Source organism: Paraburkholderia sp. EG304 (assembly GCF_046543485.1).
In the GTDB taxonomy this organism is placed as follows: Bacteria; Pseudomonadota; Gammaproteobacteria; order Burkholderiales; family Burkholderiaceae; genus Paraburkholderia; species Paraburkholderia youngii.
Map to the genome: position 1 here is coordinate 309,082 of NZ_JBKGUA010000001.1, position 21,987 is coordinate 331,068.

A 21,987-nucleotide genomic window follows, 5' to 3' on the forward strand; every position below is an offset into this window, starting at 1 on the left:
CCCGTAATGCCCTGTAAATATCGCCATATTGGCTGTAACCTGGCCGCCATACCTTTTTCCTAAGCTGTAACGATATGCATCCCTTCTGATGCTCGAAAAAGGATCGCGCTTTGAAACAGTCACATGAAACCGCTGCCGACCCGCACATCCAGGTGCGCGGCTGCCGGGTCTCCGCACCGATTCATCGGCCATGGGGCGGCGCTTGCCGGATCGTCGAGTGGATCGACACCGCGGGGCAGATCTCGCGGCGCGTGGTGGCCGAAGACGTGACCGCCGCCGAAGTGCGCGCCACGATCAGCCGCCATGTGGAAGGTCGCAAGCACTTGCTGTACGACGACGAGAAGTCGCCGCGTCAAACGCTGCCGAGGCAGACGGCGACGCGGCGTTGACGGCGGCGGGTTAGGCCCCGTCGTCGTCTGAGTCGGCGGCGCTCGCGGCCGCCGCCGCATACGCGTGCGGATTGAACAGCGGATGCTGCGCCGCTTCAGCGGGCGTCAGCACCGGCGACACGCAGCAATCGAGCGATTCCAACGATTCCACCCAGTCGCCGAGCGTGCGCGTCGCGATCACATCAGCGAGTTCCCGGATGAGTGCCAACGCATCGGGACCGCCGATCGCCTGCCCCAGGCTCCAGTGACGCGTCGCCCATTCGGGCCGATCGAGCGCCATGCACAGCGTTTCCCAGAACTTCAGTTCGAGCGCGCCGACCGCGAGCCAGCGCTGATCGCTCGTGCGGTACAGGTTGTAGCAGGGCACGCCGCCATTCAACAGACCACTCCCCGCTGCGGGCGCCGCCCCTTCGTTGCCCAGCGACACCTGCGCGACGAAGTTGTGCGCATAGCTCGTGTGCGTCATCGATACATCGACGAAGCGGCCCGCGCCACCACGCGCGACATGCCAGAGCGCGGCGAGAATCTGCGTGACCGCGCTCAAGGCGCCACCGAGCAGATCGGCGATCTGGAAGTTCGGCAGGATCGGCGCACCGTCGCGGCTCGCCAGTTGATCGAGCACGCCCGCATAGCCGATGTAGTTCAGATCGTGGCCCGCATGGTCCGCGAACGGACCGCTTGCGCCATATCCGCTGATCGCGCAATAGACGAGCCGCGGATTGGCCGCGCCGAGCGTCGCGTAGCCGAGGCCGAGCCGCTCCATCACGCCGGGCCGGAAGCTCTCGATCAACACGTCGGCTTCGGCCGCGAGCGCGCGCAGCACGTTGCGTCCAGCTTCGGATTTGAGGTCGAGGCGCGTCTCGCGCTTGCCGCGATTGACCATCCGGTAGAACGCACCGGGCCTACCCGCGACACGATCGCTCGACGACTGCATCATCGCGCGCGTCGGGTCGCCCGCGCCGGGCGCTTCGATCTTCAGCACATCGGCGCCGAGCTCGGCGAGGCGCAGCGCGGCCGCCGGCCCCGGCAAGAGGCGCGTGAGGTCGAGCACGCGGAGTCCTTGCAACGGTGGCGGCACCTCGGTTGCCGTTGCAGCCGCGGGTCCAGACATCGATGACGCGGACGACGAGTTCGCAAATGACAAAGCCAAGCTCCCGTGGATGCCGGCGCGGCCCGGCCGTTGCGTGCCGCTAGCCGATCTGTTCGAGTTCCTCGTGCGTCTCGAGCCATTCGGCTTCGAGCGTATCGAGGCGCGCGTTCACGTCTGCCTGACGGCGGATCGCCTCCGTCAGTTTGCTCTTCTGCTCCGGCTCGTAGCTCGCGGGATCGGCGACGAATGTATCGAGCGTCGTCTTCTCCGCGTTGAGCGCGTCCATTTCCTTTTCGATCTTCGCGATGCGGCTTTGCAGCGGCTTCTTCAGATGCGCGAGCTTCTGTCGCGTTTCCGCTTCGAGGCGGCGCTGCTCCTTGCGATTGACGTTGCTGTCGCCATTTGCCGCGCCGCTGGACGCTGCGTCCGACGCACCGGAAGCATTCGCCTTCAACGCCGCGCGCTGCTCGGCCGCATGCTGCAGCAGCCAGTCGCGATAGTCGTCGAGATCGCCGTCGAATTCCTGCAGACGATGCTTCGCGACCAGCATGAACTGATCGGTCGTCGCGCGCAGCAGATGGCGGTCGTGCGACACCAGAATCAGCGTGCCTTCGAATTGCGCGAGCGCCATCGTCAGCGCGTGGCGCGTTTCGAGGTCGAGGTGGTTGGTCGGCTCGTCGAGCAGCAGAAGGTTCGGCTTCTGCCAGATGATCAGCGCGAGCGCGAGGCGTGCTTTCTCGCCGCCCGAGAACGGCGCGATCTTCGCGGTCGCCATGTCGCCGGAAAAGTTGAAGCTGCCGAGGAAGTCGCGCAGTTCCTGCTCGCGCGTATCGGGCGCGAGACGCGCGAGGTGCTGCAACGGCGTGTCGTCCGGACGCAGCGTTTCGAGCTGATGCTGCGCGAAGTAGCCGATGCGCAAACCCTTGCCTTCGCGTACGTGGCCCGAGAGCGGTTCGAGCGTGCCCGCGAGCGTCTTGATCAGCGTGGACTTGCCCTGGCCGTTCGCGCCGAGCAGACCGATGCGCTGACCATTCTGGATCGACAGCATCACGCGCTCGACGATCGGAATCTCGCTGCCGTCTTCGGCGTGGTAGCCGCAGCGCACATCTTCCATCACCATCATCGGATTCGGCGCGGAGTCGGGCGTACGGAACTCGAACGTGAACGGCGACGCGATGTGCGCGGGCGCGATCAGCTCCATCTTCTCGAGCGCCTTCACCCGGCTTTGCGCCTGACGCGCCTTGGTGGCCTGCGCCTTGAAGCGGTTGATGTAGCTTTGCAGATGCGCGACCGTGCGCTGCTGCTTTTCGTACGCGCTCTGCTGCAGGGCGATCTGCTGCGCGCGCAGCACTTCGAATTGCGAGTAATTGCCGCCGTAGCGCTTGATCTGCTGGTTCTCGAGATGCAGCGTGACGTTGCAGACGGAATCGAGAAACTCGCGGTCGTGCGAGATCACGATCAGCGTGCCCGCATAGCGATTGAGCCAGTCTTCGAGCCAGACGATCGCGTCGAGGTCGAGGTGGTTGGTCGGTTCGTCGAGCAGCAGCAGGTCGGAGCGGCACATCAGCGCCTGCGCGAGATTCAGCCGCATGCGCCAGCCGCCCGAAAAGCTGCTGACCGGCTCGCGGGTCTGGTCGAGCGTGAAACCGAGGCCGAGCAGCAGCGCTTCGGCGCGTGCCGGCGCGGTGTAGCCGTCGGCGTCGGCGAAGGCGGCGTGCGCTTCGGCTTCGGCCGCGCCGTCGTGCGCCGCGGAGGCGGCCGCGATGCGCGCTTCGATGTCGCGCAGCGCGGCGTCGCCGTCGAGCGTGTAGGCGAGGGCGGTTTTGTCGACGGCAGGCGTTTCCTGCGCGACGTGGGCGATCCGCCAGGTCGGCGGGATCGAGAAATCGCCACCGTCCGCATGCAGCTCGCCGCGCAGCACGGCGAACAGCGTCGACTTGCCCGCGCCGTTCGCCCCGACGAGGCCGGCTTTTTCACCGGGGTTCAACGTGAACGTGGTGTTGTCGAAAAGCGGCTTGGTGCCGCGCGCGAGGCTGAACTGATTGAAGCGGATCACGACGTGGCCGGCTGAAGAAAACCGCTATTTTAGACTGCCCGGCGGGTTGCCGGGCGCGCGGCGCCGATTGCCTGGCTGTCGCATTGAGCGCAGCCGCCATCGGCCATTCGGCCGACTGTACCGGCAGCGCTTTTGGCATAGACTGACGGCTTTCACGGGAGGGCACATGACATCGATCTATTCGTTTTCGGCACGCACGCTCGGCGGCGAGGAAGCGAGTCTCGCGAAGTACCAAGGCAAGGTGATGCTGATCGTCAATACCGCGAGCGAATGCGGGTTCACGCCGCAGTACGCGGGCTTGCAGAAGCTGTACGACACGTACGCGGCGCGCGGGCTCGCGGTGCTCGGTTTTCCGTGCAACCAGTTCGGCAAGCAGGAGCCGGGCGACGCCGCGCAGATCGGCAGCTTCTGCGAGAAGAATTACGGCGTGACGTTCCCGATGTTCGACAAGATCGACGTGAACGGCCCGAACGCGCACCCGCTATTCCGTTACCTGACGATCGAAGCGCCGGGGCTGCTCGGTCTCGAGGCGATCAAGTGGAATTTCACGAAGTTTCTGATCGGCCGCGACGGCAACGTGGTCAAGCGCTATGCGCCGCTGACCAAGCCCGAGGCGATCACCGAGGATATCGAAGCGCTGCTGTAAGCACGAGCGCCTCTACAGGATCGGCGAAAAGAGCCGTGCGACGTGCATCAGCATGCGTCGCAGCGCGTTCGCCTTGCGGTACTCGTCGCGGTCGATTTCGCGCGACTCGGCGAAGTCGTCGAGCAGCATCGTTTCGACTTCGAGCGCGAAACCGCGGTCGACGGTCAGCACCATGATCTCGAAGTTCAGACGGAACGAGCGGTTGTCGAGATTGGCGCTGCCGATCGCGGCCGCGCTGCTGTCGATCAGCACGACCTTCTGGTGCAGGAAACCCGGCTGATAGCGGAAGATGCGAATGCCCGCGCGCAGCGAGTCGTATGCATACAGCTTCGAAGCCTCGAACACCACCCGGTGATCGCGCCGGCTCGGAATCAGGATGCGTACGTCGACGCCGCGCAGCGCCGCGAGCCGCAACGCGGCGAACACGGCTTCGTCGGGTACCAGGTAGGGCGTCGTGATCCAGATGCGTTCGCGCGCCGCGTTGATCGCTTCGACGAAAAACAGCGAGCAGGTCTCCTGTTTGTCGGCCGGGCCGCTCGGCAGCACGATGCAGTGCATGTTGTTCCCGGCGTGTTCGACGGCGCCGTGGGCGTCGCGCTGCTCGACGGATGGACCGGCAGTTTCGGTGGACGGCACGTCTAACTCGGGCAACTGCTGCGTGGCCCAGTACCAGTCCTCGATGAAGACGAACTGGATGCTGGCGACCGCCGGGCCGCGCACCTCGATATGCGTATCGCGCCACGGCGACAGCGGCGGCTTCGCGCCCAGATATTCGACGCCGACGTTATGACCGCCAATAAACGCGCGCTCGCCGTCGACCGCCACGATCTTGCGGTGATTGCGGAAATTCAGTTGCAGACGGTTGACGAAGCGGCGGTTCGTCGCGAACGGCTGCATCTCGATGCCGGCCGCGCGCAGTGTCGCGACGTAGCGGTGCGGCAGATCGAAGCTGCCGATGCTGTCGTACAGGAAGTACACGCGCACGCCCTGTTGCGCTTTCGCGATCAGCGCGTCTTTCAGCATGTCGCCGAGCGCGTCGTCGCGCACGATGAAGAACTGCACGATCACATAGTGGCGCGCGTTCTGGATCGCGTCGAAGATCGCCTCGAAAGTCGCGGTGCCGTTGATCAGCGTGCGCACGGTGTTGCCGGGCAGGAACGGCATGCCGCCGAGGCGCGTCAGCGACTGCACGAGCCGCGAGCCGAGCTGCTGCGTCGGCACCCCGGCCGACGACGCATGCGTGTCCCACACCTGCGGATGCGCGCGTGTGCGCAGCAGCTCGTTTTCGACGCGGCGCGCGTCCGCGTAGCCGGCGAACTTGCTGCGGCCAAGGAACAGGTACGGCACGAGCGTCAGATAAGGCATCGCGACCAGCGATACGGCCCACGCGATCGCCCCTTGCGAGGTGCGGGTATGGAGAATCGCGTGACCGGCCGCGATGATGCCGAGAATGTGGGCAAGGAGAACCAGCGGGCCGACGTGAAGCAGGTCGAATGTCATAAGCTCGCGAACAGTTGGCGAAGCGCCGGGGTTCAGGAAACGGAGGCGGGCACAGGCTCGCTTCGTGGTCTGCGGCGAACGCGTCGGGCAACGAATTCAGACTGCGGCTGCGGCGCCTGGGAAAGCGCCAAAAACGGCCTAAAAACACGCGCTAAAAAATAGCGCAAAAACTCGTACGAATAAACCGTGTGTGCTGCGGCGCGCGGCGCGCGTCACTTGCGAAATCCGACGCAAGCCGGCGCCGCGCACGCCGCGCGATCAAACGGACAGCATGCCGAACTCAGACCGGCAGGTCGCTGGCCTGGATCAGGAACACGTTGTCGTCGCCGGCGCTGGTCGACAGCCACACGAGGTCGAGACCGCCGAACGCCGCCTCGACGTGCTCGCGTTCGTTGCCGATCTCGATGACGAGCACGCCGTCTTCGGTCAGCCAGTTGCGCGCGCCGGCAATGATCCGGCGCACGATGTCCATGCCGTCCGCGCCACCCGCGAGCGCCATCTCCGGCTCGTGCTTGTATTCGGCCGGCAACTCCTGCATCGACTTCGCGTTCACGTACGGCGGGTTGCTGATGATCACGTCGTAGCGGCGCTCGGCGAGCGGCGCGTACAGATCGCCTTCGAACAGCGCGATGCGGTCGTCGAGGTGGTAGTCCAGCACGTTGCGCGTCGCGACTTCGAGCGCGGGCGCGGACAGATCGACCGCGTCGACGTCGGCGTTCGGGAACGCGTGGGCGGCGAGGATCGCGAGGCAGCCGGAGCCGGTGCACAGCTCGAGCACCGCGCCGACCTGCTCGGGGTCCTCGACGTACGGCTGCAGGCCGTCCTGCAGCAGCTCGCCGATGAACGAGCGCGGCACGATCACGCGCTCGTCGACGTAAAAGCGATAGCCATGCATCCACGCTTCCTGCGTGATGTACGCGGCCGGCACGCGTTCGGCGGCGCGTCGCTCGATCACTTTCAGCACCGCCTCGATTTCGGCCGTGGTCAGGCGCGCGTCGAGAAACGGCTCGAGCAGGTCGAGCGGCAGGTGCAGCGTGTGCAGGATCAGATAGGCGGCTTCGTCGTAGGCATTGGCCGAGCCGTGGCCGAACGACAGCTTGGCCTCGCTAAAACGCGACACTGCATAACGCAGCAGGTCGCGGACGGTGCAAAAAGGAAGCGTCATCGCAAGGTTCCTGGTTATGCGATCAGTTGTTCGAGCACGCGGCGATACACGTTCTTCAGCGGCTCGATATGGGCGACTTCGATATGTTCGTCGATCTTGTGGATGCTTGCGTTCAGCGGACCGAACTCGATCACCTGCTTGCAGATGCGCGCGATGAAGCGGCCGTCCGACGTGCCGCCGGTGGTCGACAACTCGGTGTCGACGCCGGTCTCGTCCTTGATCGCTTGCGCGAGCGCGCTCGACAGCTCGCCGCGCGGGGTGATAAACGGCAGGCCGCTCACGGTCCAATGCAGTTCGTATTCGAGGCCGTGTTTGTCGAGAATCGCGTGCACGCGCTTTTGCAGGCCTTCGACGGTGCTCGCGGTCGAGAAGCGGAAGTTGAACATCACGTCCGCATGGCCGGGGATCACGTTGGTCGCGCCGGCGCCGCTGTGGATGTTCGACACCTGCCAGGTGGTCGGCGGGAAATATTCGTTGCCATCGTCCCAGCGCTCGGCGACGAGCTCGGCGAGCGCGGGCGCGAGCAGGTGCACCGGATTCTTCGCCAGATGCGGATAAGCGATATGGCCTTGCACGCCCTTGACGATCAGCTTGCCCGACATCGAGCCGCGCCGGCCATTCTTGACCATGTCGCCGAACCGCTCGCTCGACGTCGGCTCGCCGACGATGCAGTAGTCCATGCGCTCACCGCGCTCCTGCAATGCTTCGACGACCTTGACGGTGCCGTCGGTGGCGGGGCCTTCCTCGTCGCTCGTGATCAGGAACGCGATCGAGCCGCGGTGCTGAGGGTTGGCCGCGACGAACTCCTCGCTCGCGACGACGAAGCCGGCGATCGACGCCTTCATGTCCGCCGCGCCGCGGCCGTACAGCTTGCCGTCGCGCTGGGTCGGCTCGAACGGCGCCGAGCGCCATTGTTCGAGCGGGCCGGTCGGCACCACGTCGGTGTGACCGGCGAACGCGAGCAGCTTGCCCGCGGTGCCGTCGACGCCGCGTTTTACGGCCCACAGGTTGGTCACGCCGTTGGATTCGATCGTCTCGTGCTCGAAGCCGAGCGCGGCCAGGCGCTCGATCAGCAGACGCTGGCAATGCTGGTCGTCGGGCGTCACGGACGCGCGCGCGATCAGTTGTTCGGTAAGGGCGAGGGTGCCGGACATGGATTCAGTACAAGCCACTTTGAAATGAAAAAATGCCGGCTCGCGGTGAGCCACCGCAGCCGGCAACAGCCTTTGAACGACGCGGCGCGAGGCCGCGCGTCATGCTACCTCGTGCCTGGCAGTCGCTCAGGCAAACAGCGCCGCGTACTCGTCAGCGGAAAAACCGAGCGACTTCACGCGCCCGTTCACGACCAGCACCGGCCGCTTGATCACCGACGGCTTGTGGATCATCAGCGCGATCGCGCCTGGCTGCGTTTCCGCGGCCGCCTTCATGTCGTCGGACAGCGCGCGCCACGTCGTGCCGCGGCGGTTCAGCAGCGCGTCGAGTTTGACGTCCTTCAACCAGTCCTGCACCAGCGGCTCGGTTACGCCGGCCTTCTTGAAGTCGTGAAACTCGAACTCGACGCCATGCTCTTCGAGCCACACACGGGCCTTCTTCACGGTGTCGCAGTTCGGAATGCCGTAGACGACGGTTTTGGTGCCGCGCGCCATCAGTCGCCTCGCAGCAACTCGTTCAGGCCGACCTTCGCGCGCGTCTTGGCGTCGACCTTCTTGACGATGACCGCGCAGTACAGGCTGTGCGTGCCGTCCTTCGACGGCAGGTTGCCCGCCACCACGACCGAGCCCGCCGGAATGCGGCCGTACGTGACTTCGCCGGTTTCGCGGTCGTAAATCTTGGTGCTCTGGCCGAGGTACACGCCCATCGAGATCACCGAGTTTTCCTCGACGATCACGCCTTCGACGACTTCCGAGCGCGCGCCGATGAAGCAGTTGTCTTCGATGATGACCGGGTTCGCCTGCAGCGGCTCGAGCACGCCGCCGATGCCGACACCGCCCGACAGGTGCACGTTCTTGCCGATCTGCGCGCACGAACCGACGGTGGCCCACGTGTCGACCATCGTGCCTTCGTCGACGTACGCGCCGATGTTGGTGTACGACGGCATCAGCACGACGTTCTTCGCGATGAACGAGCCGCGGCGCGCGATCGCGGGCGGCACCACGCGGAAGCCGCCGGCGGCGAAGTCTTCAGCGGTGTAGTTCGCGAACTTCGACGGCACCTTGTCGTAGAACTGGCTGTAGCCGCCGGCCGGCATCGGCGCGTTGTCTTCCAGCCGGAACGACAGCAGCACGGCCTTCTTCAGCCACTGGTTGACGACCCAGTCGCCGTCCTTCTTTTCGGCGACGCGCAGCGCGCCCTTATCGAGTTGCTCGATCGCGTGGGCGACGGCTTCGCGCACTTCGGCCGGCGCGGCTTTCGGCGACAGCTCGGCGCGGTTGTCCCAGGCGGTATCGATGATGCTCTGAAGTTGTTGCGACATATGCGTGATTTTATGAAGGGTTGATGTCTGGAGATGGGGTGCGGTGCGGCTCGGGTGCGGCTCAAGCCGCAGCGAGAGATCGGCAGAATTCGACGATCCGCTGCGCGCCTGCCGTGCATTCGTCGACATCGGCGACGAGCGCGAGGCGCACGAAATTGCGGCCGGGGTTCACGCCGTGCGCGGTGCGCGCGAGGAACGAGCCCGGCAGAACCGTCACATTATAGTCGGCGTAGAGGCGCTGGGCGAACTCGGTGTCGGTGAGTCCGGTGCGCTCGACATTGGCCCACAGGTAGAACGCGGCGTCGGGCAGGCGCACGTCGAGCACGTCGGCGAGCATCGGCGTGACGGTCGTGAACTTCTGCAGGTACTTCGCGCGGTTCTCGCGCACGTGCGTCTCGTCGCTCCATGCGACCACGCTCGCGCTCTGGTACACGGTGGAGAGCGCCGCGCCGTGGTACGTGCGGTACAGCAGGAACGACTTCAGAATCGACGCGTCGCCGGCGACGAAGCCCGAGCGCATGCCCGGTACGTTCGAGCGCTTCGACAGGCTGGACAGCATCACGAGGCGCTCGAAGCCGCGGCCGAGCCGGTGGGCCGCTTCGAGACCGCCGAGCGGCGGCTTCGACTCGTCGAAATAGATTTCCGAGTAGCACTCGTCCGACGCGATCACGAAGCCGTAGCGGTCCGATAGGGCGAACAGTTCGCGCCAGTCGTCGAGCGTGAGCACGGCGCCGGTCGGGTTGCCCGGCGAGCAGACGTACAGCAGTTGCGTGCGGGCCCAGACCTCCGCGGGCACCGCCGAGTAGTCGCACGCGAAGTTGCGCGCCGGGTCGCTGTTGACGAAGTACGGCTGGGCGCCGCCGAGCAGCGCCGCGCCTTCGTAGATTTGGTAGAACGGGTTCGGACAGAGTACGATCGCAGGCTCTCCGTCGGCATCGCGGCGCGGGTTCAGCACCGTCTGCGCAAGCGCGAACAGCGCTTCGCGCGAACCGGACACCGGCAGCACCTCGGTCAGCGGGTCGAGCGGCGGCAGGTTGTAGCGTTGCGTGACCCACTTCGCGATCGACTCACGCAGCGGCGTCGAGCCGAGCGTGGCCGGATAGGCGGCAAGGCCGCCGAGCGAAGCGATGACGGCGTCGCGGATCAGCGGCGGTGTCGGATGTTTCGGCTCGCCGATGCCGAAGCTGATATGCGCGAGGCCGGCCGGCGGCGTGACGTCCTTGAAAAGCAGGCGCAGCTTTTCGAACGGATAGGGCTGAAGGGAGTCGAGTAGCGGATTCACGGACGAGTGGGCCTGATCGGAATGGACGCGGATGAAAGTCGGGACAACCGGGCAAGCGCGCCGGCGGGCGTCGGCGCATCAAACATGAATCGGCATCCCTGCGCGCGATGCACTGGCCAGCGACGAGCCGGCCACCAGCGGCGGCGAACGGACGATTATAGCGTGGCGCGCCCGCGGGCCAAGCGGGAGCTTGCCGCGCGGCGCGGCAGCAATCCGTGAGGCGGCGCACCGGCGCGCCGCGGCGGGAACGGCGCGAATCCGCTACGGTTCGCGTAAAAGAATACGCAGGAGCAGCAAATGTACGCAGCAGAGCAGCAGACGGCCGGCCGGGCCCTCATCCGACCCACCCGCGACGCTCGTCGGAGTCCGGCCCCATGACCAACTGGCTTCGCAACGGCTGGCCGACGCTCGCGATCATGCTGGGCGCGTCGGTCTGGGGGATGGTCTGGTACCCGCTGCGCATGCTCGCCGCGCTCGGCGTGACCGGCACCGCAGCGAGCGCGCTGACGAGCGGCACCGGCTGCCTGTTCGTGCTGCTCGTGCGGCATCGCGCGCTGAAGACCGTGCGATGGCACTGGCTGCTGCCGGCGCTCGCGCTCGCCGCTGGCGTCACAAATCTGGGCTTCGTGTGGGGCGCGATTCACGGTCAGGTGATGCGCGTGCTGCTGTTGTTCTATCTGACGCCCGCGTGGACCGCGCTGTTCGCGCATTTCATCCTGCATGAGAGGCTCACGTGGTCGGGCGCGGCGCTGGCCGCGCTGTCGCTCGCGGGCGCGATGACGATGCTGTGGTCGCCGCGGCTCGGCGTTCCGGTGCCTGGCAATCCCGCCGAATGGGCTGGGCTCGCCGGCGGCATGGGCTTCGCGATGAGCAATGTGCTGATCCTGAAGACGAGCCGCGTCCTGCCGGACATGAAGCCCGAAATGCGCACCGCGGTGATCTTCGGCGGCGCGGCGTTGTTCGGCGCGCTCGCCTCGCTCATCGAGCCGATGCCCGCGCCGCCCACCGGCGCGCATCTGGGTACCGCGGCGCTGCTCGTGCTCGGCCTCGGTCTGCTGCTCGCGTCGAACAATATGCTGGTGCAGTACGGGCTCTCGCGTGTGCCGGCCAATCGCGCTTCGATCATCATGCTGTTCGAACTCGTCGTGACGGCGCTGTCGGCGTGGCTGTTCGCCGGCGAAGTACCGGGGCCGCGCGAATGGGCCGGCGGCGCGTGCATCGTGCTCGCATCGGCGTTGTCGAGCTGGGTGCATCGGACGAAGACGGTGCCGCCCGATCCGGCCATCGGCGACACGGACGGGCCGGGCGGCGACGATGGGCGCGGTGACCAACGCGCTGACCAACACGGCCGTGACGGCGACAGCGACGACCACCGAAAGGGCGGTAAGAATCGTCCACGCGCGATGGTATGATTCCCCCTCATTAGCCGGCGCATGCGCACCTGTGCCTCCGATGTGCATGAGCGCATGCAGCCGGCAACCAAATTGCGAAGGCTCGCGAGGTTGCGTGGGGCCGTCCCGCCACGGCGGTGAACGACTGGCGCAACCTCGCGAGCCACCTATCACACTCTCTTTTCAAACAGCGAAATCGCCGTGCGGCTCACCTCGATCAAACTCGCTGGCTTCAAATCCTTCGTCGATCCCACGCATTTCCAGGTCCCAGGCCAACTGGTTGGCGTGGTCGGTCCGAACGGGTGCGGCAAATCCAACATCATCGACGCCGTGCGCTGGGTGCTCGGCGAATCGCGCGCCTCCGAATTGCGCGGCGAGTCGATGCAGGACGTGATCTTCAACGGCTCGACCGCACGCAAACCCGGCAGCCGCGCGAGCGTCGAACTCGTGTTCGACAACGCGGACGGCCGCGCCGCCGGCCAGTGGGGCCAGTATGCGGAGATCGCCGTGAAGCGCGTGCTGACGCGCGACGGCACCTCGAGCTACTACATCAACAATCTGCCGGCACGCCGCCGTGACATTCAGGACATCTTCCTCGGCACCGGCCTCGGGCCGCGCGCGTACGCGATCATCGGGCAGGGCATGATCGCGCGGCTGATTGAGGCGAAGCCCGAAGAGCTGCGCGTGTTCCTCGAAGAAGCCGCCGGCGTGTCGAAGTACAAGGAGCGCCGCCGCGAGACCGAGAACCGTCTGCACGACACGCGCGAGAACCTGACGCGCGTCGAGGACATCATCCGCGAGCTCGGCACGAATCTCGAGAAGCTGGAAGGGCAGGCGGTCGTCGCGACGCGATATCGCGAGTTGCAAAGCGACGGCGAGGAAAAGCAGCGTCTGCTGTGGCTGTTGCGCAAGAACGAAGCGGCTGGCGAGCAGCAGCGCCAGCAGCGCGCGATCGAACAGGCGCAGATCGACCTCGAGGCGCAAACCGCGAAGCTGCGCGAAGTCGAGGCGGAACTCGAAACGCTGCGCGTCGCGCACTATTCGGCGAGCGACGCGATGCAGGGCGCGCAGGGCGCGCTGTACGAGGCGAACGCGGAAGTGAGCCGGCTGGAAGCCGAGATCCGCTTCATCGTCGAATCGCGCAACCGCGTGCAGGCGCAGATCGCTGCGCTCACGGCGCAGCGCGAGCAATGGCAATCGCAAGCCGACAAGGCGCAGGACGATATCGCCGACGCCGAAGAGCAATTGGCCGTCGCCGAAGAAAAAGCCCTGCTGGCCGAAGAGGACGCCGCCGCTAAGCACGACGCGCTGCCCGCGCTCGAAGCGCGCTGGCGCGACGCGCAGGCGGAGCTGAACACCGAGCGCGCCGGCATCGCACAGACCGAGCAGGCGCTGAAGCTCGAAGCCGCGCATCAGCGCAATGCCGATCAGCAATTGCAGCAACTGCAGCAGCGCCAGGAGCGGCTGAAATCGGAAGAAGGCGGGCTCGACGCGCCCGACGAGGCGCAGCTCGAAGAGTTACGCATGCAGCTCGCCGAGCACGAGGAAATCCTGCACGACGCGCAGGGACGCCTCGCCGATGCGCAGGAAACACTGCCGCGGCTCGACGGCGAACGGCGCGCCGCGCAGGAGCGTGTGCAGGCCGAAAGCGCGCAGATCCATCAGCTCGACGCGCGCCTCGCCGCGCTCAAGCAGCTGCAGGAAAACGTGCAGACCGAAGGCAAGATCCAGCCGTGGCTCGACAAGCACGAATTGGGCAGCCTGCCGCGTCTGTGGAAGAAGCTGCATGTCGAGGCCGGTTGGGAAACCGCGCTCGAAGCGGTGTTGCGCGAGCGCCTCGCGGCGCTCGAAGTGTCGAATCTCGACTGGGTTAAGGCGTTCGCAACCGACGCGCCACCCGCCAAGCTCGCGTTCTACGCACCGCCCGCGGCCGGCCAGCCGGCCCCGGCGGCCGGCGCGCTGCGCTCGCTGCTGTCGCTCGTGCGCATCGAGGACGCGGGTATCCGCGCGGTGCTGACCGACTGGCTCGGCCGCGCGTACGTCGCCGACGATTTGCAGCAGGCGCTTTCGATGCGCGCGCAGCTGCCCGACGGCGGCGCATTCGTCGTGAAGGCGGGGCACGTGGTCACGCGCGTCGGCGTGCAGTTGTACGCGGCCGATTCCGAACAGGCCGGCATGCTCGCGCGTCAGCAGGAAATCGAGAACCTCGGCCGCCAGGTGCGTGCGCAGGCCTTGCTCGCCGACGAGGCGAAGGCCGCCGCGATCCGCGCCGAAGCCGCGCACACGCAAGCCGCGCAAGCGCTCGCCGAAATGCGTCAGCAGGCCGAGCGCGCGACGCAGCGGGTCCACGCGTTGCAGATGGACGTGCTGAAGCTCACTCAGGCGCACGAGCGCTACACACAGCGCAGCACGCAGATTCGCGAGGAACTCGAAGAGATCGCCGCGCAGGTCGACGAGCAGCGTGCGCTCCGCGCGGAATCGGAAGCGAACTTCGAGCGTCACGACGGCGAGCTCGCCGAACTGCAGGCGCGCTTCGAAGACCATCAGCTCGCCTTCGAAGCGCTCGACGAAGAACTGACGACCGCCCGCGGCGAGGCACGCGATCTCGACCGCGCCGCCACCGACGCGCGCTTCGCCGCGCGCAACATGGCGAACCGCATCGACGAACTGAAGCGCAGCATCCAGGTCGCGCATGAGCAGAGCGAGCGCGTCGCGGGCTCGCTCGAAGATGCTCGCGCCGAGCTCGAAACGATCAACGAGCAGACCGCGCACACCGGTCTGCAGGACGCGCTCGATATCCGCGCCGTCAAGGAAGAGGCGCTGCGCGCCGCGCGCGTCGAGCTCGACGACCTGACCGCGAAGCTGCGCTCGGCCGATGAAACGCGCCTCACCGCCGAGCGCGCGCTGCAGCCGCTGCGCGACCGCATCAACGAATTGCAGTTGAAGGAGCAGGCCGCGCGCATCAACGGCGAGCAGTTCGTCGAGCAGCTGAGCGCGGCCGGGGTCGATGAAGCCGAATTGCAGGCCAAGCTGACGCCGGACCTGAAGCCGTCGTACCTGCAGGGCGAAGTCACCCGCATCAACAACGCGATCATCGCGCTCGGGCCGGTCAACATGGCCGCGCTCGACGAGCTGAAGGCCGCGACCGAGCGCAAGAGCTTCCTCGATTCGCAGTCGGCCGACCTGACGAGCGCGATCGAAACGCTCGAAGACGCGATCCGCAAGATCGACGCCGAGACGCGCACGCTGCTGCAAAGCACGTTCGATGAAGTGAACCGTCATTTCGGCGAACTGTTCCCGCGTCTCTTCGGTGGCGGCCAGGCGAAGCTGATCATGACCGGCGACGAAATCCTCGACGCCGGCGTGCAGGTGATGGCGCAGCCGCCGGGCAAGAAGAATTCGACGATTCATCTGCTGTCGGGCGGCGAAAAAGCGCTGACCGCGACCGCGCTCGTGTTCGCGATGTTCCAGCTGAATCCGGCGCCATTCTGTCTGCTCGACGAAGTGGACGCGCCGCTCGACGACGCCAACACCGAGCGCTTTGCGAATCTGGTCCGGGCGATGTCGGACAAAACCCAGTTCCTGTTCATCTCGCACAACAAGATCGCGATGGAGATGGCGCAACAGCTGATCGGCGTGACGATGCAGGAGCAGGGCGTCTCGCGGATCGTTGCGGTCGACATGGAAACGGCGGCGGGTTTCGCCCAGAATATCGTTTGAGTTAACGCCTTCGCGGGCATCCGCATCCAGCGCAGCGGCCTCGATGAGAGCCGCGCGGTACGTGGAGCGGACGACAGGCCCGCGTGGATAGAAGAATTGCTGATGGAGCATGCATGGACGAGTTGACACTCGGGTTGATCGGCGCAGGTGCCGTGGTGGTGGGGGGCGTGGTCGTGTACAACGCGTGGCAGGGCGCGAAGGTGCGTCGCAAGATGCCGCGGCCGATGCCGGCCGACACCGCCGAGAGCTTTGCGCGCGACGAGCATGAGGAGCAGAGTCCGTTCATCGAGCCGGCCCGGCCGACCACGCGGCGTGAGCCCAGCGTGAGCGCCGAAGCGACCGCGCATTCGAGCGCCGCGCGCGTGGAGCCGACGTTCGGCGCGGGCGCGGCGCCGCTCGATACACCGGCCGATATCCAGGCCGAGATGACGTCGCCGAACGGTTATCCGTCGGCGGATGCCGATACCGCCGGCGAAGGCGAGCATGCGGCGGCGCCGGACGCGGACGTGGAGCGACCCGTCGCCGAAGCGGCCGCGCCCCAGCCGGCGTCCACCGAGCACGAGCGGGTCGAGCCAATCCTGCCGGCTGCCACGACGATTTCGTCGGCGCCACCGGCCATCGTCGACCGGCGCATCGACTGTATCGTGCCGATCCGGCTGAATGGCCCCGTGGCCGGCGACAAGGTGTTGCCGCTCGCGCAGCGCTTGCGTCGCGCGGGCAGCAAGCCGGTGCATATCGAAGGCAAGCCTGAAGGCGGCGGCGCGTGGGAGCTGCTGCAGAACGGCACGCGCTACGAAGAACTGCGCGCGGCCGCGCAGCTCGCGAACCGCAGCGGCGCGCTCAACGAGCTCGAATTTTCCGAGTTCGTGACCGGCGTGCAGCAGTTCGCCGACGCGCTCGACACCGCGCCGGAATTCCCCGACATGCTCGAAACCGTCGCGATGGCGCGCGAGCTCGACGGCTTTGCCGCCCAGTGCGACGCACAGCTGTCGATCAACGTGCTGTCGGACGGCGCGCCGTGGTCGGCCAACTACGTGCAGGCGGTCGCGTCGCAGGACGGTTTGCTGCTGTCGCGTGACGGCACGCGCTTCGTCAAGCTCGACTCGCGGCAAAACCCGGTATTCATGCTGCAATTCGGCGACACCAATTTCCTGCGCGACGACCTCACGTACAAAGGCGGCGAGATGATCACGCTGGTGCTCGACGTGCCGGTCGCCGACGAAGACATCCTGCCGTTCCGTCTGATGTGCGATTACGCGAAGTCGCTGTCTGAGCGCATCGGCGGCCGCGTGGTCGACGACGGTCGCCGGCCGTTGCCCGAAAGCGCGCTGCTCGCGATCGAAAAGCAATTGATGACGCTGTACGCGAAGCTGGAGCAAGCGGGCATTCCGGCCGGTTCGCCCGCCACGCGGCGCCTGTTCAGCCAGTAAGCCGTTTCAGCGTTCCACCCGTTTTGACGACGGCCGCACGATGTGCGGCCGTCGTCGTTTCCGGCTTGCGTTGCAGCATGGCTCGCCCGGTATTCACCGATGTAAAGGGGCACGCTTCCTGCGATAATCCGATGTCCGACATTCATCTCGAGAAGCCTCCGACAGCATGGCCCGATCCTCCGTCCCTTCTTCCGCAACCAGCGCTCCGGCCGAACGGGCCGTGTGGTTGCGCGCGGAACTCGAACGCGCGAACTACGCGTACTACGTGCTCGATCAGCCGGATCTGCCGGATGCCGAGTACGACAAGCTGTTCAAGGAACTGGAGCGCATCGAGGCCGAGCATCCGGATCTGATCGTGCCCGATTCGCCGACGCAGCGCGTCGGCGGCGAGGCCGCGAGCGGTTTCGAACCGGTCGTGCACGATCAGCCAATGCTGTCGCTGAACAACGGTTTCGCCGACGAAGACATCGTCGCGTTCGACAAGCGCATCGGCGACGCGCTCGGCAACAACGCTAGCGAGCCGCCGGTCCCCGTCGACTACGCGGCCGAGCTGAAATTCGACGGTCTTGCGATCTCGCTGCGCTACGTCGACGGCGTGTTCGTGCAGGCGTCCACACGCGGGGACGGCACGACTGGCGAGAACGTCACCGAAAACGTCCGTACGATCCGCTCGATTCCGCTCAAGCTGAAGGGAAAGCGCGTGCCGCACGTGCTCGACGTGCGCGGCGAAGTGCTGATGTTCAAGCGCGATTTCGAGCGCCTGAACGAACGCCAGCGCGCCGCCGGGCAACGCGAATTCGCGAACCCGCGCAACGCGGCGGCGGGCAGCTTGCGCCAGCTCGATTCGAAGATCACCGCGCAGCGGCCGCTGTCGTTTTTCGCATATGGGATCGGCGTACTCGACGGCATCGAGATGCCAGCCACGCATAGCGAACTGCTCGACTGGTACAAGGAAATGGGCTTGCCGGTCAATGGCGAGCGGGCGGTCGTGCGTGGCGCCGAAGGCCTGCTCGGCTTCTTCCACGCGGTCGGCGAAAAGCGCGACAGGCTGCCGTACGACATCGACGGCGTGGTCTACAAGGTGAACCGGCGCGACGAGCAGGACAGGCTCGGCTTCGTGTCGCGCGCGCCGCGCTTCGCGCTCGCGCACAAATTCCCGGCGCAGGAAGCGCTGACGAAGCTCGTCGCGATCGACGTGCAAGTCGGCCGCACCGGCGCGATTACGCCGGTCGCGCGGTTGGAGCCGGTGTTCGTCGGCGGCGCGACGGTCACGAACGCGACCCTGCATAACGAAGACGAAGTGCGCCGCAAGGACATCCGTATCGGCGACACCGTAATCGTGCGGCGTGCCGGCGACGTGATTCCGGAGGTGGTCAGCGCGCTGCTCGACCGTCGTCCGGCCGATGCGCGCGAGTTCGTGATGCCGACGCAGTGCCCGGTGTGCGGCTCGGCGATCGAGCGGCTACCCGACGAGGCGATTGCGCGCTGCACGGGCGGGCTCTTCTGTCCGGCGCAGCGCAAGCAGGCGCTGTGGCACTTCGCGCAGCGCCGCGCGCTCGATATCGACGGCCTCGGCGAGAAGATCATCGATCAGCTGGTCGAGCAGAACCTGGTCCGCACGCCGGCCGATCTGTTCAATCTCGGCTTTGCGACGCTCGCGGAGCTCGACCGCTTCGCCGATAAATCGGCGCAGAACCTGCTCGACTCGCTCGAAAAGGCCAAGCACACGACGCTCGCGCGCTTTATCTACGCGCTGGGGATTCGCCATGTCGGCGAATCGACCGCGAAGGATCTTGCGAAGCACTTCGGCTCGCTCGATCCGATCATGGATGCGTCGCTGGAAGCGCTGCTCGAAGTCAACGACGTGGGGCCGGTCGTCGCCGAATCGATCCATCAGTTCTTCGCCGAGGATCACAACCGCACGGTGATCGAGCAACTGCGCGCGCCGGGCAGAGTCACGTGGCCCGAGGGTCCGCCCGCGCCGAAGGCGCCCCAGGGCGTGCTGGCCGGCCAGACGGTCGTGCTGACCGGGACGCTGCCGAACCTGTCGCGCGAGGACGCGAAGGAAATGCTCGAGGCGGCCGGCGCGAAGGTCGCGGGGTCGGTATCGAAGAAAACCAGTTACGTGGTGGCGGGCGCCGACGCGGGCAGCAAACTCGCGAAGGCCGAGGAACTCGGCATCCCCGTACTCGACGAAGATGGTATGCGCAAGCTCCTGGAGGGGCACTGATGATTCACGACATTCTGAAGATGGGCGATCCGCGCTTGCTGCGAATCGCCGAGCCGGTCGATCACTTCGACACGCCCGAGCTGCACCGGCTCGTGGAAGACATGTTCGAGACCATGCACGCGGCAAATGGCGCGGGTCTTGCCGCACCGCAGATCGGCGTCAATCTGCAGGTGGTGATCTTCGGCTTCGGCTCGAACGAGCGCTATCCGGACGCGCCGCCGGTGCCGGAGACGGTGCTGATCAATCCGACCATTACGCCGGTGTCGCAGGACATGGAAGAGAGCTGGGAGGGCTGCCTGTCGGTGCCGGGACTGCGTGGCGTGGTGAGCCGGTTTTCGATGATCCGTTATCACGGCTTCGATCAGTTCGGCAATCCGATCGATCGGGTCGCCGAGGGCTTTCACGCACGGGTCGTGCAGCACGAATGCGATCATCTGATCGGCAAGCTGTATCCGATGCGGATTACCGATTTCTCGAGGTTCGGCTTTACCGAAATCCTGTTTCCCGATCTCGATCCGAATAGCGACGACTGACACGGCTGCCGCCAACAAAAAACCCACGCCTGAGTGCGTGGGTTTTTTGTTGTGCCGATGCGCCCGCTCCGAGCAACGACGCGCATTGGACGGACCTCAGAACGACTCGTCTTCCGACAGATAGCGCCATTGTCCCGGCGGCAGCGCGCCGAGCATGACGTTGCCCATGCGCACGCGCTTCAGGCCCACCACTTCGAGACCGACCAGTTCGCACATGCGGCGAATTTGACGCTTCTTGCCTTCGCGCAGCACGAAACGCAACTGCTCGCCGTTTTGCCAGCTGACCTGCGCGGGCTTCAGCGCGACGTCGTCGAGCGACAGGCCGTGGCGCAGCAGAGCAAGTTTTTCGGCCGGGAAATGGCTTTCGACGTCGACCGTGTGATCGCCGTAGGCGACGCGCACCAGATACTCCTTGTCCACGTCCGAATGACCGCCGATCAGTTGCTTCGCGATGCGGCCGTCCTGCGTCAGCACCAGCAGGCCGGTCGAATCGATGTCGAGACGTCCGGCCGGCGCGAGCTGGCGCAGATGCGACACCGAGAAGCGGATGCCCGAATGGTCGCCTTCCCAGCGATTCTCCGGCGTGACGAGCGTGATGGCCGGCTGATAGCCGTCCTCCGCCTGTCCCGACACGAGGCCGACCGGCTTGTGGACGATCACGGTCACCTGGCTCGACTGAAAGGCTTCGGCGGCCGGGTCAATGTCGATGCGCTGATCCGGGAACACCTTGGTGCCGAGCGTATCGACGCGCTCGCCGTCGACCATGACCCAGCCTTTCTCGATCCACTCGTCGGCCTCGCGGCGCGAGCACAGGCCGAGCTTGGACATCAGCTTCGACAGACGCAGCATGCCCGGCGCGTCTTCTCGATCGCGGCGGGGCGGGTGCGGGGTGTCGATGGTGGTGTCGACGGGTTGGGCTGTTGCCGATGCCGAGGTTCGCGGCTTGGCGGCGCGGGCGGGCCGGTCGTCGCCGAAGCGGCGGTTTGCGGCTGGCAGCGTGTCGTCGAAGCTGCGCGCAGGACGCTCGCGACGCTCGGTACGTTCACCGCCGCGTGCGGCACGGTCGCCAGACTCGCGTCGCGTGGGCGTCCAGTCGCCGCGTGCACCGCGCTCGCCGCGGTCCTCACGCGGGGCGCGCGCCGGACGCTCGGTGCGCTCGCCGTAGCCGCCCTTTACGGGTTTCGCGAAGTTGCGCTCGCGTTCGAAGCGGCGCGGGGCGCTGTCGCTGCGCTCGCCTCGATCGCTACCGCGACGCTGTTGCGGTTCACCGCGGTCGCTGCCGAAGCGCGGACGGTCGGCTGCATCGCGCTGCCGGCGCACCGGGCGGTCGCCACGCTGGCTGCCTTCAAACGGCCTGCCCGCACCTGCGCGCGGACCGCTGAACGAACGGCGTTCGCCGTCGTCGCGGCGCGGTGCGCGCTCGCCGCGCTCCGCATTGCCCTCGAAACGACGCGGCGCGCGTTCTGCACGCTCGCCGAATTCGCGACGGGGCGCGCGTTCGCCGCGCTCAGCGCCGCCTTCGAAGCGACGCGGTGCTCGTTCGCCACGCTCGCCGAATTCGCGCCGGGGGGCACGTTCGCCACCCTGAGCGCTGCCTTCGAAGCGACGCGGCGCGCGTTCAGTCCGCTCGCCGAATTCGCGCCGTGGGGCACGTTCGCCACGCTCAGCGCTGCCTTCGAACCGACGCGGCGCGCGTTCGGTCCGCTCGCCGAATTCGCGCCGTGGGGCACGTTCGCCGCGCTCAGCGCTACCTTCGAAACGACGCGGCGCGCGTTCGCTCCGCTCGCCGAAATCGCGCCGGGGCGCGCGCTCGCCACGCTCAGCCGCACCTTCGAACCGGCGCGGTGCGCCCGCGGCAGCCGTGCCGCGTTCGCGCGCGCCCGACCCTTCGGCACGCGGCGCGCGCGGCGCACCGGCGCCCGCCGGCTTCGCGCCGACCGGCCGCTTCGCGCCACCTTCGGCCTCGAAGGGCTTCGGCCCCGCTGGACGGGTCGGCTTACGCGCCGACGCGCTGCCGGGACGGACAGGGGCGCGTTCGGACGACGCCGGCCGCGGATGCTTCGCTGTTAATTTGATTCGCAT

General features: G+C 66.6%; 17 protein-coding genes. 8 read left to right on the forward strand and 9 right to left on the reverse strand.

Translation table 11 applies throughout. The features are described 5' to 3' along the window. The first annotated feature begins 110 nt into the window (after positions 1 to 110). Positions 111 to 389: a DUF2866 domain-containing protein gene (locus ACLFKU_RS01455; protein WP_368586900.1), complete on the forward strand. Its 279-nt coding sequence runs from the start codon at positions 111 to 113 to the stop codon at positions 387 to 389. 10 nt (positions 390 to 399) lie between these two features. Here the strand turns inward: ACLFKU_RS01455 and ACLFKU_RS01460 are convergent, their stop codons facing one another. Then, positions 400 to 1,500 carry a CaiB/BaiF CoA transferase family protein gene (locus tag ACLFKU_RS01460; protein ID WP_410847942.1) on the reverse strand — a complete coding sequence of 367 codons (1,101 nt, stop codon included), beginning with the start codon at positions 1,498 to 1,500 and terminating at the stop codon, positions 400 to 402. Between the two features lie 79 nt (positions 1,501 to 1,579). Further along, complete coding sequence (locus ACLFKU_RS01465) at positions 1,580 to 3,535, reverse strand: ATP-binding cassette domain-containing protein (protein ID WP_410847943.1); 1,956 nt, start codon at positions 3,533 to 3,535, stop codon at positions 1,580 to 1,582. A gap of 166 nt (positions 3,536 to 3,701) precedes the next feature. Between ACLFKU_RS01465 and ACLFKU_RS01470 the strand changes: the two genes are divergently transcribed. Continuing rightward, positions 3,702 to 4,181, forward strand: a complete 480-nt coding sequence (locus tag ACLFKU_RS01470; RefSeq protein ID WP_368586903.1) for a glutathione peroxidase — start codon at positions 3,702 to 3,704, stop codon at positions 4,179 to 4,181. Between the two features lie 12 nt (positions 4,182 to 4,193). Here the strand turns inward: ACLFKU_RS01470 and cls are convergent, their stop codons facing one another. The 6 genes from cls to dapC all read right to left on the reverse strand — a co-directional run bounded on the left by cls (position 4,194) and on the right by dapC (position 10,601). Continuing rightward, on the reverse strand, positions 4,194 to 5,681 hold the full coding sequence (gene cls / locus ACLFKU_RS01475; protein ID WP_410847944.1) for a cardiolipin synthase: 1,488 nt from the start codon (positions 5,679 to 5,681) through the stop codon (positions 4,194 to 4,196). 280 nt (positions 5,682 to 5,961) lie between these two features. Continuing rightward, positions 5,962 to 6,846: a 50S ribosomal protein L3 N(5)-glutamine methyltransferase gene (gene prmB, locus ACLFKU_RS01480; protein ID WP_368586905.1), complete on the reverse strand. Its 885-nt coding sequence runs from the start codon at positions 6,844 to 6,846 to the stop codon at positions 5,962 to 5,964. Between the two features lie 14 nt (positions 6,847 to 6,860). Then, positions 6,861 to 8,000, reverse strand: coding sequence for a succinyl-diaminopimelate desuccinylase (gene dapE, locus ACLFKU_RS01485; RefSeq protein ID WP_410847945.1), 1,140 nt, complete (start codon positions 7,998 to 8,000; stop codon positions 6,861 to 6,863). A 126-nt stretch (positions 8,001 to 8,126) separates the two neighbouring features. Then, positions 8,127 to 8,492 carry an ArsC family reductase gene (locus ACLFKU_RS01490; RefSeq protein WP_018435509.1) on the reverse strand — a complete coding sequence of 122 codons (366 nt, stop codon included), beginning with the start codon at positions 8,490 to 8,492 and terminating at the stop codon, positions 8,127 to 8,129. Continuing rightward, a complete protein-coding gene (dapD, locus tag ACLFKU_RS01495) occupies positions 8,492 to 9,319 on the reverse strand; it encodes a 2,3,4,5-tetrahydropyridine-2,6-dicarboxylate N-succinyltransferase (protein WP_008923562.1) in 828 nt (275 codons plus the stop codon). The genes ACLFKU_RS01490 and dapD overlap by 1 nt, the downstream gene beginning before the upstream one ends. A 61-nt stretch (positions 9,320 to 9,380) precedes the next feature. Further along, positions 9,381 to 10,601, reverse strand: a complete 1,221-nt coding sequence (gene dapC / locus ACLFKU_RS01500) for a succinyldiaminopimelate transaminase (protein WP_410847946.1) — start codon at positions 10,599 to 10,601, stop codon at positions 9,381 to 9,383. 374 nt (positions 10,602 to 10,975) lie between these two features. On the opposite strand from dapC, the gene ACLFKU_RS01505 reads away from it, so the two are divergent. From ACLFKU_RS01505 to def, 5 genes are all read left to right on the forward strand, one after another. Continuing rightward, positions 10,976 to 12,013: a DMT family transporter gene (locus ACLFKU_RS01505; protein ID WP_410847947.1), complete on the forward strand. Its 1,038-nt coding sequence runs from the start codon at positions 10,976 to 10,978 to the stop codon at positions 12,011 to 12,013. A 180-nt stretch (positions 12,014 to 12,193) separates the two neighbouring features. Beyond that, a complete protein-coding gene (gene smc, locus ACLFKU_RS01510; RefSeq protein WP_410847948.1) occupies positions 12,194 to 15,712 on the forward strand; it encodes a chromosome segregation protein SMC in 3,519 nt (1,172 codons plus the stop codon). A 113-nt stretch (positions 15,713 to 15,825) separates the two neighbouring features. Next, the gene (locus ACLFKU_RS01515) at positions 15,826 to 17,142 is read left to right on the forward strand and encodes a cell division protein ZipA C-terminal FtsZ-binding domain-containing protein (protein ID WP_410847949.1); all 1,317 of its coding nucleotides are present in this window, start codon (positions 15,826 to 15,828) and stop codon (positions 17,140 to 17,142) included. A 166-nt stretch (positions 17,143 to 17,308) separates the two neighbouring features. Further along, positions 17,309 to 19,372, forward strand: a complete 2,064-nt coding sequence (ligA, locus tag ACLFKU_RS01520) for an NAD-dependent DNA ligase LigA (RefSeq protein ID WP_368586912.1) — start codon at positions 17,309 to 17,311, stop codon at positions 19,370 to 19,372. Next, positions 19,372 to 19,905: a peptide deformylase gene (gene def, locus ACLFKU_RS01525; protein WP_368586913.1), complete on the forward strand. Its 534-nt coding sequence runs from the start codon at positions 19,372 to 19,374 to the stop codon at positions 19,903 to 19,905. The genes ligA and def overlap by 1 nt, the downstream gene beginning before the upstream one ends. Before the next feature lie 96 nt (positions 19,906 to 20,001). Here def and ACLFKU_RS01530 read toward each other — a convergent pair whose 3' ends face one another. Then, the gene (locus tag ACLFKU_RS01530) at positions 20,002 to 21,225 is read right to left on the reverse strand and encodes a pseudouridine synthase (protein ID WP_410847950.1); all 1,224 of its coding nucleotides are present in this window, start codon (positions 21,223 to 21,225) and stop codon (positions 20,002 to 20,004) included. Between ACLFKU_RS01530 and ACLFKU_RS01535 the strand changes: the two genes are divergently transcribed. Then, on the forward strand, positions 21,163 to 21,975 hold the full coding sequence (locus ACLFKU_RS01535; protein ID WP_410847951.1) for a hypothetical protein: 813 nt from the start codon (positions 21,163 to 21,165) through the stop codon (positions 21,973 to 21,975). The genes ACLFKU_RS01530 and ACLFKU_RS01535 overlap by 63 nt on opposite strands. Positions 21,976 to 21,987 lie beyond the last annotated feature (12 nt).

What these genes read in the sequence shown, in the direction of transcription:
- prmB (WP_368586905.1), bottom strand. Translation starts at nt 6,846, where the DNA reads ATGACGCTTCCTTTTTGCACCGTCCGCGACCTGCTGCGTTATGCAGTG.
- ligA (WP_368586912.1), top strand. Translation starts at nt 17,309, where the DNA reads ATGGCCCGATCCTCCGTCCCTTCTTCCGCAACCAGCGCTCCGGCCGAA.
- dapE (WP_410847945.1), bottom strand. Translation starts at nt 8,000, where the DNA reads ATGTCCGGCACCCTCGCCCTTACCGAACAACTGATCGCGCGCGCGTCC.
- ACLFKU_RS01460 (WP_410847942.1), bottom strand. Translation starts at nt 1,500, where the DNA reads ATGTCTGGACCCGCGGCTGCAACGGCAACCGAGGTGCCGCCACCGTTG.
- def (WP_368586913.1), top strand. Translation starts at nt 19,372, where the DNA reads ATGATTCACGACATTCTGAAGATGGGCGATCCGCGCTTGCTGCGAATC.
- ACLFKU_RS01515 (WP_410847949.1), top strand. Translation starts at nt 15,826, where the DNA reads ATGGACGAGTTGACACTCGGGTTGATCGGCGCAGGTGCCGTGGTGGTG.
- ACLFKU_RS01505 (WP_410847947.1), top strand. Translation starts at nt 10,976, where the DNA reads ATGACCAACTGGCTTCGCAACGGCTGGCCGACGCTCGCGATCATGCTG.
- ACLFKU_RS01490 (WP_018435509.1), bottom strand. Translation starts at nt 8,492, where the DNA reads ATGGCGCGCGGCACCAAAACCGTCGTCTACGGCATTCCGAACTGCGAC.
- dapD (WP_008923562.1), bottom strand. Translation starts at nt 9,319, where the DNA reads ATGTCGCAACAACTTCAGAGCATCATCGATACCGCCTGGGACAACCGC.
- cls (WP_410847944.1), bottom strand. Translation starts at nt 5,681, where the DNA reads ATGACATTCGACCTGCTTCACGTCGGCCCGCTGGTTCTCCTTGCCCAC.
- ACLFKU_RS01470 (WP_368586903.1), top strand. Translation starts at nt 3,702, where the DNA reads ATGACATCGATCTATTCGTTTTCGGCACGCACGCTCGGCGGCGAGGAA.